Source organism: Rhodococcus sp. NCIMB 12038 (assembly GCF_002165735.1).
GTDB lineage: Bacteria > Actinomycetota > Actinomycetes > Mycobacteriales > Mycobacteriaceae > Rhodococcus_F.
In genome coordinates this window covers 24,095-41,658 of sequence record NZ_NHML01000051.1, presented here as the reverse complement: position 1 = coordinate 41,658, position 17,564 = coordinate 24,095, and the positions used below count along the sequence as shown (strand labels likewise).

Sequence of the window (17,564 nt, the reverse complement as noted above, 5' to 3'; positions counted from 1 at the left end):
CCCCCCTCNCCCCGAACACCGACTGGACCGCGGAGCAGAAGCAGGAGGAACTCGACAACAACTGCCAGTCCATCCTCGGGTATGTGGTCCGGTGGATCGACGCCGGCGTCGGCTGCTCCAAGGTCCCCGACATCCACGACGTCGCCCTGATGGAGGACCGCGCGACCCTCCGCATCTCCAGCCAGTTGCTGGCGAACTGGATCCGGCACGGCGTGGTGACCGCCGACCAGGTCGTCGCCTCGCTGCAGCGGATGGCGCCGGTGGTGGACCGGCAGAACGAGGGTGACCCGACGTATCGGCCGCTGGCCCCGGACTTCGACACCAACATCGCGTTCCAGGCCGCCAAGGAACTCATCCTCGACGGCACCGCGCAGCCCTCCGGCTACACCGAACCGATCCTGCACCGCCGCCGCCGCGAATACAAAGCCGCCAACGCCTGACCGACAGCGCCCGACAGACCGACAGGTGAGTGGCAAAGCGTGCGGGAGCACGCTTCGCCACTCACGTATCAGGGGGTTGACACCGCACATCACTACACTGCGAGGGTCAACGTCGAACTCGTCGGACAGGGGCTGGAAAGCACGTGGGGCAGCATCGCGGCGAATCGCGCGCCAGGGGTATCAGCAAGGGGCCTTTGATCGTGCTCGGTCTCGTCGTCGTGCTCGTGCTCGGCGTGCTGGGCTGGTTCCAACTGCGTGACCGGATCAACGATCAGGGAGCGGCAGCCGCCGGAGCCTGCGTCGAAGGCGAATCGGTGCTCGCTGTCGCGGCCGATCCCGACATCGCACCCCAATTGCAGACTCTCGCCGACCAGTACACGGCGACGGCGCCGGTGATACGCGATCAGTGCGTGTCGGTGACGGTCACTGCCGTCGCGTCCGACACCGTGCGCGACGCCCTGTCGGCGGGCCCCGACGGCCCGTGGGACGCAGCGGTATTCGGCCCCCGCCCAGCCCTGTGGATTCCGTCCAGTTCACATTCTGTCAAGCAGGTGTCGGCGACCGGTGTCATCAGCGGTGAGGCACGTCCGCTGGCGACCAGCCCGGTGGTCCTCGCCGTCCGGACGGCGTTCGCGAACGCGCCGGGCACGGCGGCGCTCGACTGGAAGGAGTTGCCGTCCCTGCAGACGGGACGCGACTCCCTCGCGACTCTCGGTCTGCCGGGCTGGGGCAGCCTGGGCTTGGCGCTCCCCGTCGGTCCCGGCGCCGAGAGTACGGAGATGGCCGTCGAAGCGGTCGCTGCCGCCGTCACCGGAAGCAGCACCGGTCCGGTGACGGAGGAGCAGGCACGTTCCGTTCCCGTCACGTCGGCACTCACCGATCTGGCGCTCGGCTACGAGGCGTCGACGGGGACGAAACCCGCGACGACGCGGGAGGCGCTCACCGCGCTGGCCGAGCAGGGCGACCCCGCGACCTCTGCCATCCATGCGGTCGCCACCACCGAACAGCAGGTCTACCAGGCCCTGCGCGACGCACCCGGAGCAGACATCACCGCATCGATGCCGAAAGGCCCCACACCCGTGGCAGATCACCCGGCAGCCGTCCTGGCAGGCCCATCCGTCGATGAGACGCAGAGCCGCGCCGCCGCGCAGTTCGCGGAATTCGTCCGTCGACCCGAACAGGCGCAGGTCCTGGCCGACGCCGGTTTCCGGGTCGAGGGGCTCGCCCGCCCCGACGACACGACGCTGGCCTTTCCCGGTTTCGAATCCACCCTGGTTCCCGCGGACGCCTCCGCTGCGGCCGAGCTGATGCGGGTGATCCGGAATCCGATCTCGCCGCGCACGTCCACCATCCTGCTCGACGTCTCCAGTTCGATGAGCGAACGCGAGGGGACGGCGACGCGACTGGCGAACACGACGGCAGCGCTGGCCGCCCACGTGGATCGTTCTCCGGACTCGTCGAACCTCGGGTTGTGGGAGTACAGCACCGCTCTCGACGGGTCCCGGCCGTACACGACCGTGGTTGCCACGGGTCCCCTGTCGGCGGGCGGATTCACCGAGGGCACCCGCAGGCAGGCCCTCGACGCCCGGCTCGCCAAGGCGACGTCCGCCACCGGGTCCTCGACCTACACGTCGCTCGAAGCCGCCTACAAGAGTGCCGTAGACGGATACACGCCGGGCCGCACCAATTCGGTTCTGCTCGTCACCGACGGCGCCAACGACGATTCCGTCGCGCGCGCGGATCTGCTGTCCGCCGTCGCCGCGGCCTCGAGTACGTCGAAGCCGGTCCGCATCGACGTGGTGACGATCGGCGAGAATCCGGACCTCAACACGTTGCAGGCACTGGCCGATCGCACCGGCGGGTCCCTGGAGAAGGTCGCGTCCTCGGACGGAGCGGCATTGCCGACCGCGATCAGCAAGCTGCTGTCGTGACGAGGCTCCTGGTTTTCGCGGTCTTCCTCGCGCTCGTAACCTGGTGGCTTCATCGGCGGCTCGTCCGGGCCACCGGGTTGGGGCGCCCCTGGTCGGTGGTCGTCGACGTGACCCTCGTCGCCCTGTGGGTTCTCGCCGTCATCGGCGTGGGCAGCGGCGAAGCCTTCGATCCGGGATGGGCGCGTCCACCGGGATGGGTGGGCTGGGTGTGGCTCGGCGCGATGTTCTATCTGGTGCTCGGACTTCTCCTGGTCGCCCTGGTGTCGCTGCTCACCCGGCTGTTCGCCCGCCTGCGCGGCAAAGGGCGCGACGAACAGGTCGATCTGTCACGTCGGCGAGGTCTGCGCATCGCCACCGCGGTCGTGGTCGTGGGTGCCGTCGCCGCCGCCGGCTACGGGGTGCGGGAGGCCGCTCGTCCGCGGATCGTGCGGGTCCGGGTTCCGCTGCAGCGCCTCCCCGCCGAGTTCGAGGGTGTGCGCGTGGCGCTCGTCTCCGACCTGCACGTCGGCCCGGCGCGAGGGGTCGATTTCACCCGCCGAGTGGTCGATCTCGTGAACGCGGAGCGGCCGGATCTCGTCGCGATCGCGGGCGACCTGGTGGACGGGACCGTCGCGAAAGTGGCGCCCGACCTACAGCCGCTCGGCGACCTCGAGGCCCCGCTCGGGGTGTTCGGGGTCAGCGGCAATCACGAGTTCTACGCCGACGACGGTGGCCGGTGGCTCGACGTGTGGGATCGGTTGGGCATCAGGACGCTGCGCAACGAGCACGCGACCATCACGCGGGGCGGCGCCGCCATCGACATCGCGGGCATCCACGACTACTCGTCGCCGGCGCCGTACGAACCGGATCTCCCTGCCGCGCTCGCGGGACGCGATCCGTCGACGTTCGTCGTGCTGCTCGCGCACGAACCGCGGCAGGCCCTGGAGGCGTCGGATCTCGGTGTGGACCTGCAACTGTCGGGGCACACGCACGGCGGCCAGATGTGGCCGCTGAACTATCTGGTGCCGTTGCAGCAGCCGTCGGTGGAGGGGCTCGACCGGATCGGGAACACCGTCCTGTACACGACCCGCGGCGTCGGCGCGTGGGGTCCGCCCGTGCGGGTGGGCGCCCCACCGGAGATCACGATCCTCGAACTGGTGCGCGCAGACTGATTGCGGAGGGCCCGCCCGCCGAAGCGGGGCGGGCCTCCGCGGTCAGGCGCCTTCGAACGCGGAGATCGGCGGGCAGGAGCACACGAGGTTGCGGTCGCCGTGCGCGCCGTCGATGCGCCGCACCGCGGGCCACACCTTCGGCCGGGCCTTGCCGCGGGGGAACACCGCCGTCTCCCGGGTGTAGGGGTGGTTCCATTCCGCCGCCAGGCAGCCGGCCGTGTGCGGGGCACCGCGCAGCGGGTTGTCGTCGACCGTCCACTCCCCCGAGCCCACGCGGTCGATCTCGGCGCGGATCGCGATCATCGCCTCGCAGAAGGCGTCGATCTCTTCGAGGTTCTCGCTCTCGGTGGGCTCCACCATCAGCGTGCCCGCCACCGGGAAGCTCATCGTCGGAGCGTGGAAACCGTAGTCGGCGAGACGCTTTGCGACATCGTCCACGGTCACACCGGTGTCCTTGGTGATCTGCCGGAGGTCGAGGATGCACTCGTGGGCCACCATTCCGCCCTCGCCGGTGTAGAGGACGGGGAAGTACTCGTCCAGGCGGCGGGCGATGTAGTTGGCCGACGCGATCGCGGTCAGGCTGGCGCGGCGCAGTCCGACGGCGCCCATCATCCGGATGTACGCCCACGTGATGGGCAGGATCGACGCGCTGCCGTACGGGGCCGCGGAGATCGGCCCGGCGGTGCCGAGTTCGGGTGCGAGCGGATGCCCGGGCAGGAACGGTGTGAGGTGCGACCGCACACCGATCGGACCGACACCGGGTCCGCCACCTCCGTGGGGGATGCAGAACGTCTTGTGCAGGTTGAGGTGGCTGACGTCGCCGCCGAACCGTCCGGGCCGGGCCAGACCGACCAGGGCGTTGAGGTTGGCGCCGTCGACGTACACCTGGCCGCCCGCGTCGTGGACGGCGGCGCAGATGTCGGCGATCTCGTGCTCGTACACCCCGTGGGTGGACGGGTAGGTGATCATGATCGCCGCGAGGCGCTCGGCATGGTCCGCGATCTTCGCCCGCAGATCGTCGAGGTCCACGTCACCGTTCGGACGGCACGCGACGACCTCGACGCGCATCCCGGCCATGACCGCCGATGCGGCGTTGGTGCCGTGGGCGCTCGACGGGATGAGGCAGGTGTCGCGGTGATCGTCGCCGCGGCTGAGGTGGTAGTTGCGGATCGCGAGCAGTCCGGCGTACTCGCCCTGGCTGCCGGCATTCGGCTGCAGGCTGACCGCGTCGTAACCGGTGACGGCGACGAGCCAGTTCTCGAGATCCTTGATGATGCGGAGAATTCCCGGGGTGTCTCCGGTGGGCGCGAACGGGTGCAGTCCGGCGAACGCGGGCCACGTGATCGCTTCCATCTCGGCGGTGGCATTGAGCTTCATCGTGCAGGAACCCAGCGGGATCATGCTGCGGTCGAGTGCGATGTCCTTGTCGGACAACGCCCGGAGGTAGCGCAGCATCGCCGTTTCGGTGCGGTACCGGGTGAACGCCTCGTGCTGCAGGTAGTCGGATCCGCGGAGCTGCGCGTCCGGGACGGACGTGCCCGCCTCGGGGACCACGGCGCCGTCACCCCCGAACGCGGCCAGCACGCGGGCGACGTCGTCGGCGGTGGTGGCCTCGTCGCACGCGACGGCGACGTGATCGGCGTCGACGAACCGCAGGTTGATGCCGGCGTCCTTCGCCTTCGCCACCACATCCGCCGCCCGGCCGTCGACACGCACGAGGATCGTGTCGAAGAAGTGCTCGTGTACGACGACGGCGCCGGCCTTACGGAGGGCGGCCGCCAGGGAGTGTGCCGTGTTCGCCACGCGCAGCGCGATTGCCTTCAGGCCCTCGGCGCCGTGGTAGCTGGCGTACATGGCCGCGAGAATCGCGAGGAGCACCTGCGCGGTGCAGATGTTCGAGGTCGCCTTCTCACGGCGAATGTGCTGCTCGCGGGTCTGCAGCGCCAGCCGGTAGGCCTTGTCACCGTCGGCGTCGACGGAGACGCCCACCAGACGCCCGGGAAGCTGACGTGCGTGCTTGGTGTGCACGGCCAGGTAGCCGGCGTGCGGCCCACCGAAGCCCATGGGGACACCGAACCGCTGGGTGGTGCCGAAGCAGGCGTCCGCACCGATCTCGCCGGGCGGGGTGAGGAGAGTCAGCGCCAGCAGGTCCGCACCGACCGCGACCAGTGCGCCGCGCTCGTGGGCTGCGGCGATCACGTCGGTGTAATCGACGATGCGGCCGGACGCGCCGGGCATCTGTCCGAGGACGCCGAAGAAGTCGCCGTCCGGCAGGCCCGCGGACAGGTCGGCCACCACGATCTCGATGCCGAGCGGCTCGGCCCGGGTCTCGACGACAGCCAGCGTCTGCGGGAACAGGTCGGCGTCGACGACGAACCGCGGGGACTTGCTCTTGCTCGCCCGGCGCAGCAGGGTCATCGCCTCGGCGGCGGCGGTGGCCTCGTCGAGCATCGACGAGTTGGCGACCTCCATGCCGGTCAGGTCGGCCACCATCGTCTGGAAGTTGAGGAGGGCCTCGAGGCGGCCCTGGCTGATTTCGGGCTGGTACGGCGTGTAGGCCGTGTACCAGGCCGGGTTCTCGATGATGTTCCGGATCAGAACCGGCGGGGTGAGGGTGTCGTAGTAGCCGAGCCCGATCATGGACGTCGCCACGGTGTTCTGTGCGGCGAGTGCGGACAGTTCGGCGAGCGCCTCGTGCTCGGAGACCGGTGCGGGCAGGGCGTCGAGGCCGTCGGCGATGCCGCCCGTGACCCCGTCCAGGATGACGGCGGGAACGGCCTTCGACGCGAGGTCGTCGAGCGACTCTGCTCCGACCAGTTCGAGAATGTGCGCGAGTTCCGCAGCGTTCGGGCCGACATGACGATCGGCGAATGTACGGCTTCCAGCGTCGATCACGACAACTCCCAAGCAGTTCGGAGGATCAGGACACGCTCCGCTCTGCGGAACGCCCCTCCCCCTCTGTCGCCTGCTCGGGTCGAGCGCCTGAGAGATTCGGTACCGTCGTTCGCGTGCGAAGACGGCCCTTTCCCCGTGGGCGGGTGGGTGCTCCCACCGCTTTCCAGAGGCGTCGGAGCCCGCACGGTCCTGTTTGCCTGAGAGATTGACGGGGAGGTGTTGCTCCTTCGGCGCCCGAACTCCCGCAAGCACGATGCTGCTGTGCATGCAGTGCCCGGAACTCTCCCGCACGGCGTCGACGCACCGCCAGTCTATGTCACGAGCACAGACAGCGGCGCAACCAGCGCCGGGCTCCGGGTCTGCGGTCTAGCCGGTCTTGCGGCTCGCGCGGTTCTTGCGCCGCGACGCCAGCTCGTCCTCGGGGCTCTGCTCGCTCGCGCCGCCGTCGGCGCGCTCCGCCGGGAAATCGGCGATGGTGCCGGTCAGTTCGCGCATTGCACCACTGACCGCGATACCGAACACACCCTGCCCGCCCTGGAGCAGATCGACGACTTCCTCGGCCGACGTGCACTCGTAGACCGTGGTCCCGTCCGAGAAAAGTGTGATCTTGGCCAAGTCCCGCACTCCGCGCTTCCGGAGGTGGTCGACGGCCACGCGAATGTTCTGCAAGGATATTCCGGTGTCGAGCAGACGCTTGACGATCTTGAGGACGAGGATGTCCTTGAACGAGTACAGCCGTTGGCTGCCCGACCCGGCCGCGCCGCGGATGGACGGCACCACGAGGGACGTGCGAGCCCAGTAATCGAGCTGACGGTAGGTGATTCCCGCGATCTGGCAGGCGATGGGAACGCGGTATCCGACGAGGTCGTCGGGCACGGAATCGTCCGGGAAGAGGCCCGGCTGGATCTCCTCGGAGCTGAACTCGGGCTCGGCAACGTTGTCGCCGGGCGCAAGATTCAGCGCATTCTCCTGCGGCCGATCTCCCACTGACTACTCCCTCTCACATGTTGCACTGAACCCGACGATCAGTGCGCCTGTGACGCGCGTCGCCAGTGTCCGCGGCAATCCGCAGCACATCGAGCGGCGCAAGCGCCACCAGTGACATCGAGCTAGTCCGTACCCTGAACCTACTCAGCGTACGCCCGATACAATCTGCAGGGCAGAAAATCACTGCACCGAACGCTATGACTCCGAGGAGACCGGGTCAACGCAACGCGCCGGAGGAACCTCAACTGTTACTGCTGGACGGCTCTTCCGCTGGAGAAACCTAGCCGTCTGTCGCCTTGAAATCGTCCGGCGACACGGACTCGAGGAATTCCTTGAACTTCTCGACCTCGTCCTCACGCTCGTCGGGCATGACCAGACCGGCCTCCGTGAGCACCGCTTCCTCGGCGAAGATCGGAACCCCGATGCGCAGTGCGATCGCGATGGAGTCGGACGGGCGCGCCGAGACGCGGGTGTTCTGGTCGAACACCAGGTCGGCGTAGAACGTGCCCTCGCGGAGCTCGACGATGCGGACTTCCTTCAGAGTGCGACCGAACGCTTCGATCAGATTCTTGATCAGGTCGTGGGTCAGCGGGCGCGCCGGCTCGACACCCTGCTGCTCGAGTGCGATGGCCGTGGCCTCGGTCTGTCCGATCCAGATGGGCAGGTACCGTTCGCCGTCGGTTTCCCGCAGCAGCAGGACAGGTTGATTCTGGGGCTGCTCGACACGAACTCCGATCACGTGCATTTCGCTCATCGCGTCTGCCTCCACCCTGCAATGGTCCGTCCGCGGCACACAATGCCGTACCAGGATTCTATTCGATTCGTGTCTGCTCTTCGACCGTACAGCCGTTCGAGCGCAGCGTCGTTGGGAAGTTCCGAGGTGGGACCGCCGACGAACTCACCTCACCGATCGAGCGCACCTCGGACTGCCGACTTCACCAGGCAGGTGTGCAACGTCAGAGACAGCGCGGCCAGTTCGCGCACCATCTCCTCGGCGCGATCCCGTGCGCCGGCGTCGCGGCCCTTGGCGACGGGCCCGGCGATTTGCGCGACCAACCCGGCCTCGCGGTCGGCGGCCAGTTTGAACGCCCTCAGATGCCGGACCTCGAGTCCGAACTCGGACATCGCCCTCGCGGTGCGCGCCAGTGTCACCGCGTCCTCGTCGAAGAACCCCGCGGGCCCGGGAACGACCAGGCCGCCCCGGGTCAGCTCGACGAGGAACTTCTCGTCGATCCCCGCCCGGGAGATCAGATCGTCGCGACTGACCCGCACCTCGCGGTCCGGGCGGAATTCCTCCGGGGACACCTCACCCGGGGCCACGGTGAGCGCGCGCGGCCGGCGCGGCGAAGAATCGCCTGCGCCGACCGTGGCCACACCTCTGTCGATGGCCTCGAGCTGCTCCTTGATGACCTTCAGCGGCAGATACTGATCGCGCTGCGCCGTCAGGACGTAGCGCAGTCGTTCAGTGTCGGCGATCGAGAATCGCCGATACCCCGAGGGAGTGCGCTGCGGGCTGATGAGACCCTCGGCTTCGAGGAATCGGATCTTCGAGATCGTCACATCAGGAAAATCGGGGCGCAGTCGATCCAGCACGGAGCCGATCGACATCCCCGAATGCGCCTGCTGCTGCCGCACCGCGGTCATTGGCTACCCGCACCAGCTGACGTCTCACCGATCTGCGACCCACCGGCCGTGGTCCGGGGTCCGGTCAGGAAGACCAACCGGAACTTGCCGATCTGCACCTCGTCCCCGTTCGCGAGGACTGCCGAGTCGACCGGCTCGCGGTTGACGTAGGTGCCGTTGAGGCTGCCGACGTCGACCACCTGGAACTCGTCGTCCTCCTGGCGGAACTCCGCATGACGACGGCTGACCGTCACGTCGTCGAGGAAGATGTCGCTGTCGGGATGCCGTCCTGCGGACGTCGTCGGCTGGTCGAGCAGGAAGCGCGACCCTGCGTTCGGTCCACGCTTGACGACGAGCAGGGCAGAGCCCGCGGGCAGTCCCTCCACACCCGACACCGGAGCCTCCGGAGCCTGGGTTGCCGAGGAGTTGTCGAGCTCATTGAGAAAGTCCGCGCGGAAGACCGACGTGGTTTCCGCCGGCGTCTCCCCATAGACCGCGTCGTTGCCGTTCTCGCTCACCGTTTCTCCTCCTAGTTCGATCATCCAGCAAGATTCGCTGGACTACGCAATGCCACTCGGTACTACATAATTCGGTTCCCGTGCACATTAACTTCTGTGCAAACTCCCACGATCACATTCAAACTACGGACCTGCGCCCCGACACGGCACATGCGTTCAACATTGACCGTACCCTGCGCACGCCGGTGCGTGTAGTGAGACAGGCCGCCAGTACATTACGAACCGGTATTCCGACAGCGGATTTCCCCGGCAACCCCGTTTTCCGGACTGTCGGCACCTTCCGAAACTATCCGATTACCGCTTCGCGTGTTCGGAGGGAAATTATCCTGCCGTGATATCTGCATACCCGGCGGCGTCCAGCATTTCGGCCAGTGCTGCGTCGAGGGTCGCCTCGTCGTCGACGCCGAGTTCCACCAGCCACCCCTGCCCGTAGGGCGCGGAGTTCACGAGTTCCGGGTTGCCGTCCAGATCAGCGTTGGCGGCAACGACTTTCGCCGTCAGCGGGGCGAAGATGTCGGAGACGCTCTTGGTGGATTCCACCTCGCCGAACGATTCGCCCGCCGTCACGTCCTCGTCGACCGCCGGAAGCTGGACGAACACGACGTCGCCGAGCTGGGACTGCGCGAAATCGGTGATGCCGACGCGTACCGTCGTGGGCCCCGTCCGCTCGACCCACTCGTGTTCGGCGGTGTACCGACGATCGGCGGGGATTTCGAGCTCACTCACAGTGGCTTCCTTTCGATGGCAATCCGCGGGCGGATGCGAAGATCAATTTCCGGGCTGAGCGTATTGGCGAGGTTTCGCCTCCCGCAAGGCGGAGATCGTGACCTGCTGCGATTGTTCGATCGTCAACTGTCCACCGCTGCGCGCGACCGTGTCGACCACCCCGCCGGGAATGTTCAGGGCCGCCGCCAGAGTCGGCGGATCACCGATGGCGACAACTCCGTAGGGGGCGTTCACCCTGCGGCCGTCCACCGACACGCCGCCTGCCGAACCGGACACCCACGAGTCGACGCCGATCCGGATGGGCGGGCCGTCGGCACCTTGGATCTGGACGGCCTCGGCGCCCGCGGCACGCAGTTCCTGGACGAGGTCGAGCAGGACCTCGGATCCGACCCCCTTGTTGGGGTCGGTGATGCGCAGCGTCACGCCGGGGCCGGTGGCCGGTGCGCTCCCGACCTGGATCGACAGGGCCGTCAACCGGGCCTGAGCCTCGTCGAGCGCCGCCCCGGAACTGCCACTCTGTTGCAAGGTTGCCAAGGTCTGTTCCAGCGATGCGATCTCCTGCCGCAAAGCCGCCTCCCGCTGATTCAGCGTGTCCAGGACGACCAGCAGATCCGCGGGGCTCGCCGAGTCGAGCGTGTCGCCGGACCCGGTGTTCTTCACCTGCGTCACGATCGCGATTCCCAGCCCGCCGAGCAGGAGCGCGGCCAGCAGCGCGAAGACGACATGGGAGCGCCGCGACGTCGTGGGTTCGTTGCCGTGCAGTTCGTGTCTGCCCTCGTGCCCGCTCACGTCGCGCTCACGCCCCGAACAGACGCCGCCGCAGCGCGGCCGCGTTGCCGAAGATGCGGATGCCGAGCACGACGACGATCGCGGTGGACAGCTGGGTTCCGACACCGAGTTGGTCACCGAGCCACACGATCAGCGCCGCCACGAGGACGTTGAACACGAACGAGACGACGAACACCTTCGAGTCGAAGATCTCGTCGAGGTATGCGCGCAATCCGCCGAACACCGCGTCGAGCGCGGCGACGACGGCGATGGGCAGGTAGGGCTGCACGGCGTCGGGCACTTGCGGGCTGAACGCCACTCCCAGCACTATTCCCACGATCAGGGCGAGCACCCCGTAGATCGCGGATCCGCCCTTCAGCGCTGCCTTCATTCGTGTGACGCCTCCATCCGACTCCGCCGTTGTCATCGTGTTCCTGCTTCCCGGGCTGCCCGCACTTCCCGCGCCGGTGCGGCGGGCAGGTGGAGATCGTCGGCCTCCGCGACCGCGAATCCGATGCCGTACAACTGCGCCACGCTGGACATCCGCAGGTAGGCGTCGCTCACCACGAATCCGGTCTGCATCGGACCCTGCGGGCCGATGGCGGAGACCACGTACGGCGAGAACACCGGCTGATTGTCCACGAGCATCGCGCCACCCGCCTGGCGGATCGTCACCGACGGGCCGATCCGCACGTCGCCGACCGCAACGGCCTCGGCGCCGCCCGCCCACAGCGAGTTGACCACCGACTGCAGGTCGCGATCGAGCACCACCGCCTTCCCCCCGACACTGCGCTGGGACGAATCGGACAGGTTGGGTTTGGCCGCGGGGTCGGTGAGCGTCACGGTCAGTCCGGGACCGTGCACGGCCTCGACCCCGGCGTCGCCCTCGAGCCCGTGTAGCTCGTCGAGCAGTGCGGCACCGCGGGCGTCGCCGGCCAGCGCGGTGGCGCGGGCGTCGTCCGCCTGTGCCGTCAACGTGTCCCGGGTCGCCGCGAGGGCGCCCGCCCGGTCCTCCGCGTCCTGCACCTTGCTCAGGAGTTCGGACCGCACCTGCTCGGTGCCCGGGATGCGTTCGGTGGCCTGCCGGTAGGCGACCGACAGCACCAGGCCGACGAGCAGTGCGCCGATCGCGATCCACACCTGCCGACCGACCCGTGTCTGCCGCGAGTGTCCGTGCTCGCGATCCTCGGCCGCGCTCTCGTAGCCGGGGTCCAGATGATCGTTCATCAGAGACTGCAGCAGGGACGGCACCGGATTCCTGCGGACGCCGGACTCGGTCCGTTTCATCAGCGGACCTCGTGTTCGTCGCCGCCCGGTCCTCGCGCGGGAACGGTGCGCGCGACGGTCAGCGCGTTGACGGTGTAGAGCAGCCCGGTCCACACGTACAGCACCGTGCCCCAGATCAGGAGTGCGACGCCGAGCGGCTCCGCCACCGTAGCGATGCTCCAGTCACCCTGCGCCGCGAGGGTGATCGGCAGTGCGAACATGAGCAGGAACGTGGCCCCCTTGCCGAGGTACATCACGTCGGGGGGTGGCAGTCCGCGCCGCCGGTAGATCAGCAGTGTCAGCGCAAGAACGGCGTCGCGGCCGATCAGGATCGCCGCCACCCACCACGGGATGAATCCGCGCACGACGAACGTCACCAGCGTCGTGACGACGTAGAGGCGATCGACGAACGGGTCGAGCAGCGCACCCAGCTTCGACGACTGGTCGAGGATCCGGGCCAGCTTGCCGTCGAGCCAGTCGGTGAATCCGCTGATCATGAGGATCGCGAGGGCCCACCCGTCGGAGTGCGTGACGAGCAGCAGGTACACGAAGAGCGGCACTCCGAGCAGGCGCACCACGCTCAGGAGATTCGGGACGGTCACGATCCGGTCCGACCGCGCAGTGTCCCGGTCCACCGAATTCACCAATATCTCCCCAGCGTCGAGTGCGGACCTGTTCTCGGGCGCTCGTCGCACCGCTCTCGCCACTCTTCCACAACCGCGGCGGTGGTCCGTCGATCGTCCCCCGGAGAATCCATCGGAGCAGGTCAGGTCCGTCTCATTCGCCCGCAGCAATGTCCGGACGTGGCGGGACCGGGACGCGCGCGACAGCGTCCGCGGTCAGACTCCCCAGGTACAGCCACCCGTCGTGCTCCCGCACACCGGTGACGGGTGCGTAGCTGCCCTTGCCGCCGCGCAGGCTGTGCACGATCTCGCCGCGCCGATCGAGAGCGACCACCCAGCCCGCGTGCACCGGGTTCGGCTGGACGGCTTCGGGCAGGTTCGCCGCGACGATGCGCAGCGCGGGGTACGGCGCGAGCAGATCCAGCAGCCGCATCCGCGGGCTGTAGAGCGCCACCCAGAACAGCCCGTCGCCGGTCTGCGACGTCATGTTGTCCGGGATGCCGGGCAGATTCTCGGCCCACACGGACGTCCGGCCCTGCGACGGACCGATCAGGTCGACGCGGGAAATCTGGTACGAGCCGGTCTCGGCGACGAGGACGAACGATTCGTCCGAGGCCAAGCCGACGCCGTTGGCGAACTGCAGTCCCTCGGCGAGAAGATCGGTCTCCCCCGTGCGCGGGTCGAGACGCAGCAGGCGACCGGTCCCCCGGTGTTCGAGAAGGTCGTAGCGGTGGTCGGCGATCGTGAAGTGCGCGGAGGAGTCGGTGAAGTACACGACGCCGTCGCGGCCGACCGCGGAGTTGTTGCACGCCACGAGTGGGCGCCCGACCGCGGTGTCGGCGAGCACGTCGACGCGCCCCTTCTCGTCCACTCTCAGCACGCCTCGCTCGGCGTCGCAGATCAGGTACCGGCCGTCGTCGAGGACCTCGACCCCGAGCGGCCGCCCGCCCGTGTTCGCGAGTTCGGTGGCGTCGCCGCGACTGTCGAACCGCCAGATCCGGCCGTCGTTGCCCCCGGTGATCACCCGGCCGTCGTGATCGACGGCCACGTCCTCCGGTCCCTCTCCGGTGGGCAGGGCCCAGCGGTGCACGCCGTCGAGCACTCCGTTGGGAGCGAGCACTCCCGTGAGCGGAGGGGGCGGCGGGGCGTGCCAGACGACGGGGTCGACCCCGGTGCGGTCGAGTTTGCGGGCGAGAGACTCGAAGAAGGTCACGGACTGTGAGATTAGTCGCGCAACCCGGTGGATGTGGCCGCGCTACCGCCAGGCGAAGACCGGTTGGTCGAAACCGTCGATCCGGGTGTGCCGGTCGTGCAGTGCGACCTCCCGGAACTGATACACGACCGCGCCCGTCGGGGCGTGCACGAGGTGACGCCGGAACGGCCATTGGATTACTGGTTTCGACGATTCGGGGATCTCCACGAATCGCGGCTCGGCGTCGATCTCGGCAACGCCCACCGAGAACACTTCCGCCACTTCTTCGTGGTTGGGGACGAGCGAGGTGATCGACTGCTCCGACCACACGACGAAGGGCGTGATGACGTACCCGGAGCGGGTGACGTAGTCGTCGAGCCTGCCGAGCACCGCGGACGGCTGCACGTCGAGCCCAAGTTCCTCGTGCAGTTCGCGCCGGGCGGCGTCCTCGCCGGTCTCCCCCGGATCGACCCCGCCACCGGGCAACGCGAACTGCCCCGGATGCGCGCGCATCTTGCTCGGGCGCCTGGTCAGTGGAACGGCCTGACCGTCCGCGCCGTCGTTCATCACGGCGATCACGACCGCCGCGGACCGCCGGTTCGTCGGGTCCACGATCCGTGGTTCGAAGCGTGCCAGCGCGTCGGCGAGCCGTTCCCTGCTGAGTACGTGCCCATTCACCATCACCCGACAGTATCGCCACTCGCCGCGAAACCCACGTTCCGGTCCCCCGCGTTTCGAGGCCCGCGTGCCGGGCGCCCGTCGTCAGCCGAGCAACTGCTGTTTGATCTCGTTCTTGAGGACCTTCCCGAGTTTGGAACGAGGCAGATCGGGCCAGACCAGGATCTCCTTCGGCGTCTTCACGCTGCCGATGCGCGCCTTCACGAACGCCGTGAGCGCGTCGGCCTCGATCGGTGTTCCCGCTCGCGCCTGGACGACGGCGACGACCCGTTCACCCCATTTGTCGTCGGGGAGCCCGATCACCCCGCAGTCCTGTATCCCCGGGTACGCCATGAGCGCCTGTTCCACTTCGACGGAATAGACGTTGAATCCGCCGGTGATGATCATGTCCTTCGCGCGGTCGACGATGTACAGGAAGTTGTCCTCGTCGAGGTACCCGATATCGCCCGTGTGATGCCAGCCGTGCGCCGACGCCTCCTGCGTCGCAACGGGATTCTTGTAGTACCCCGTCATGACGAGTGAGCTGCGCACGACCACCTCGCCCCGCTCCCCGGCAGGCAGCAGGGTTCCCTGCCCGTCCATGATCGCGACCGTGACCAGCGGGGAGGGTCGGCCCGCGGAGCTCAACCGGGCGGTCGCCACCGAGCCGTCCTCCAGGAAATGGTCTTTCGGCGCCATCGTCGCGATCATCATCGGCGCCTCGCTCTGCCCGAACAGCTGAGCCATCACCGGCCCGATCCGGGTCAGCGCCTCGCTCAGCCGCGTCGGCGAGATCGGCGCCGCGCCGTACCAGAAGCATTGCAGCGAACTCAGGTCCGTCGTCTCCAGGTCGGCGTGGTCGAGCAGCATGTAGATCAGAGTCGGCGGGAGGAATGTGTGGGTGACTCGGTCCCGGTCGATGTGCGCGAGGAACTGCCCGAGGTCGGGTGCCGGCAGGATGACCACCTGCCCGCCGAGGGTGAGGATCGGAAAGCAGAGAACACCCGCCGCGTGGGTCAACGGCGCGAGGGCGAGGTACACCGGTCTGCCGTCGAACGGGTAACTCATCAGGGTCAGCGCGGACATCGTCTCGATGTTCCGGCCGGTGAGCATCACCCCCTTCGGCCGTCCCGTCGTCCCGCCGGTGCCGACGATCATCGCGAGGTCGTCGACGGGCTCGGCATCGACGCGTTCGGTCCCCAGCCAGGCGTCGAACGAGTCGGCGTAGGCCTCGTCGCCGTCGAGGCACACGAGCGTCGTGAGCAGCGGCAACTGCTGCCGGATCCGATCGACCAAGGGCGCGAACGCCTTCTGGAAGATCAGGCAGCGACAGTCGAAGAGGTCGAGCAGGTCCCGATTCTCCACAGCCTCGTTCCGCGGGTTGATCGGGCACCACACCGCCCCCGCCCGGCTGATCCCGAACACGCAGGAGAACGCGGTCGGATCGTTGCCGGACAGGACGGCCACCTTGTCGCCCGCGGCAATCCCCGACCGTGCCAGCGCCGCGGCGACCCGCCGGCTCAGGTCCTGGACGTCCGCGTACGACAGCGTCCGCTCGCCCATCGTCAGACACGGCGACGACGGTCCGAGCGAAGCGCCCTTGTCGAGGTAGTCGGTCAAGCGCATCGTGCGGTCCTCCAAAGTCGCGGCCGGGACGATCAGCTCTGCACGGTGACGACCGGCTCCATCACGAGACCGAAACTGCGCAGGATTCCCAGGAGTTCGCGATGACCGAACGCCTGGCATGCCGACGCCAGTCCCGCCCGCTTCGGCGGCTGCTGCAACAGGGAGTACGCGGCGTAGGCCTGCAGGAGACCCGTCTGCTTGTAGTTGCAGTTGCCGTGGATGACGCAGTGCGCACGCCCGAGCGGCCCCGACGCGTACACGGAGTCCAGCGACGTATTGACGCGCGGGTTCTCCCGCGGCGGCATTCCCGCCTGCACGGAACCGGCGATCTCGGCGAGCGCGGCCTCCTGCTGGTCCGCGGGCAGGGTCTTGATCTGCTCTTCGACCATCTTCTGCGTCGCGACGACGCCCTCCATGACGGACCGGTCGAACACGCCGCCCGCCGCCTTCACGTTGGCCACCCGCGGATCGTCCTTGAACCACACGGGGTGGCAGGTGCCTCCCCACGGCAACGCGAGTGCCATCTGATGCTGTCCCGGAACGACGACCTCGAAGGTGCTGCCGGGCTCCCACTTCGCGTACTGGTTCTGTTCCAGGTAATACCAGTCGGCCTTGAGGATCGTGAAGATCGTCTGGGTGGACGCGTACGTGGGAAATCCCTTCCACAACACCAGGATGTCGAGCGTGTCCAGACCCGGCGTCTCCAGCGCGATGTTCGCGGCGATCTCGCCGGTGGTGTACATCTGGGCGACGCCGGGAGAGAGCAGCAACCCCTTCTCCGCGAACTGGTCACCGAACTTCGCCTGCACGTCCAGAACCCAGTCCTGCTCACCCGTCGTGTCGGTGTAGTGGCATCCCGCGGCGAGGGCCGCCTCGACGACGACGGCACCGTACTTGATGAACGGGCCCACCATATTGCTGACCACCCGCGCCCCGCTGAACAGTTCCGTCAGCGCCGGGACGGTGTGCTCTACCTCGACCACGTCGTGATCGACGGTGTCCAGGCCGGGAATGCGGTCTAGCACTTCCTGGATCCGCTTCTTGTCCCGTCCCGCGGCGATGAACGGAATGTTGAACTCGCGCAGGTATTCACACACGAGTCGTCCGGTGTATCCGGAGACTCCGTAGACGATGACGGGTTTCTTGTCGGTCATGACGTGC

At 68.1% G+C, this 17,564-nt stretch carries 16 protein-coding genes, 1 pseudogene and 1 riboswitch; of the genes and pseudogenes, 3 read left to right on the top strand and 14 right to left on the bottom strand.

Features of this window, described 5'->3' with window-relative positions; genetic code table 11:
• From CA951_RS40085 to CA951_RS40075, 3 genes and pseudogenes are all read left to right on the top strand, one after another.
• Positions 1-440, top strand: a pseudogene (locus CA951_RS40085) (malate synthase G); the annotation flags it as partial.
• A 143-nt stretch (positions 441-583) separates the two neighbouring features.
• Entirely contained in the window at positions 584-2,371 is a 1,788-nt protein-coding gene (locus CA951_RS40080) for a substrate-binding domain-containing protein (protein WP_087562145.1), read from the top strand.
• Entirely contained in the window at positions 2,368-3,522 is a 1,155-nt protein-coding gene (locus CA951_RS40075; protein WP_087562144.1) for a metallophosphoesterase, read from the top strand. Before CA951_RS40080 ends, CA951_RS40075 begins: the two co-directional genes overlap by 4 nt.
• Before the next feature lie 42 nt (positions 3,523-3,564).
• Here the strand turns inward: CA951_RS40075 and gcvP are convergent, their stop codons facing one another.
• The 14 genes from gcvP to CA951_RS40005 form a co-directional block, all read right to left on the bottom strand.
• Positions 3,565-6,417, bottom strand: a complete 2,853-nt coding sequence (gcvP, locus tag CA951_RS40070; RefSeq protein WP_087562143.1) for an aminomethyl-transferring glycine dehydrogenase — start codon at positions 6,415-6,417, stop codon at positions 3,565-3,567.
• A gap of 174 nt (positions 6,418-6,591) precedes the next feature.
• Positions 6,592-6,715, bottom strand: a riboswitch (glycine riboswitch).
• A gap of 68 nt (positions 6,716-6,783) precedes the next feature.
• Complete coding sequence (locus CA951_RS40065) at positions 6,784-7,404, bottom strand: MerR family transcriptional regulator (RefSeq protein WP_143543183.1); 621 nt, start codon at positions 7,402-7,404, stop codon at positions 6,784-6,786.
• A 280-nt stretch (positions 7,405-7,684) separates the two neighbouring features.
• Positions 7,685-8,158, bottom strand: a complete 474-nt coding sequence (locus CA951_RS40060; RefSeq protein WP_087562142.1) for a bifunctional nuclease family protein — start codon at positions 8,156-8,158, stop codon at positions 7,685-7,687.
• A 149-nt stretch (positions 8,159-8,307) separates the two neighbouring features.
• Positions 8,308-9,048 (bottom strand): MerR family transcriptional regulator, encoded by a 741-nt coding sequence (locus CA951_RS40055; RefSeq protein ID WP_087562141.1) that lies wholly within the window; start codon positions 9,046-9,048, stop codon positions 8,308-8,310.
• Positions 9,045-9,569: an FHA domain-containing protein gene (locus tag CA951_RS40050; protein WP_370183841.1), complete on the bottom strand. Its 525-nt coding sequence runs from the start codon at positions 9,567-9,569 to the stop codon at positions 9,045-9,047. The genes CA951_RS40055 and CA951_RS40050 overlap by 4 nt, the downstream gene beginning before the upstream one ends.
• 297 nt (positions 9,570-9,866) lie before the next feature.
• On the bottom strand, positions 9,867-10,271 hold the full coding sequence (gcvH, locus tag CA951_RS40045; RefSeq protein ID WP_087562140.1) for a glycine cleavage system protein GcvH: 405 nt from the start codon (positions 10,269-10,271) through the stop codon (positions 9,867-9,869).
• A gap of 42 nt (positions 10,272-10,313) precedes the next feature.
• Positions 10,314-11,060, bottom strand: a complete 747-nt coding sequence (locus CA951_RS40040; RefSeq protein ID WP_087562139.1) for a DUF881 domain-containing protein — start codon at positions 11,058-11,060, stop codon at positions 10,314-10,316.
• A 7-nt stretch (positions 11,061-11,067) separates the two neighbouring features.
• Entirely contained in the window at positions 11,068-11,430 is a 363-nt protein-coding gene (locus CA951_RS40035; RefSeq protein WP_087562138.1) for a small basic family protein, read from the bottom strand.
• 32 nt (positions 11,431-11,462) lie between these two features.
• Positions 11,463-12,326: a DUF881 domain-containing protein gene (locus tag CA951_RS40030; protein ID WP_087562137.1), complete on the bottom strand. Its 864-nt coding sequence runs from the start codon at positions 12,324-12,326 to the stop codon at positions 11,463-11,465.
• The gene (locus CA951_RS40025; protein WP_087562136.1) at positions 12,326-12,949 is read right to left on the bottom strand and encodes a CDP-alcohol phosphatidyltransferase family protein; all 624 of its coding nucleotides are present in this window, start codon (positions 12,947-12,949) and stop codon (positions 12,326-12,328) included. The genes CA951_RS40030 and CA951_RS40025 overlap by 1 nt, the downstream gene beginning before the upstream one ends.
• Positions 12,950-13,082: 133 nt before the next feature.
• Positions 13,083-14,141, bottom strand: coding sequence for an SMP-30/gluconolactonase/LRE family protein (locus CA951_RS40020; RefSeq protein ID WP_087562135.1), 1,059 nt, complete (start codon positions 14,139-14,141; stop codon positions 13,083-13,085).
• A gap of 42 nt (positions 14,142-14,183) precedes the next feature.
• Positions 14,184-14,801: a CoA pyrophosphatase gene (locus CA951_RS40015; RefSeq protein WP_087562134.1), complete on the bottom strand. Its 618-nt coding sequence runs from the start codon at positions 14,799-14,801 to the stop codon at positions 14,184-14,186.
• Between the two features lie 81 nt (positions 14,802-14,882).
• The gene (locus tag CA951_RS40010) at positions 14,883-16,403 is read right to left on the bottom strand and encodes a long-chain fatty acid--CoA ligase (protein WP_087562133.1); all 1,521 of its coding nucleotides are present in this window, start codon (positions 16,401-16,403) and stop codon (positions 14,883-14,885) included.
• A gap of 32 nt (positions 16,404-16,435) precedes the next feature.
• The gene (locus CA951_RS40005; protein WP_087562132.1) at positions 16,436-17,557 is read right to left on the bottom strand and encodes a DUF5938 domain-containing protein; all 1,122 of its coding nucleotides are present in this window, start codon (positions 17,555-17,557) and stop codon (positions 16,436-16,438) included.
• Positions 17,558-17,564: the final 7 nt, after the last annotated feature.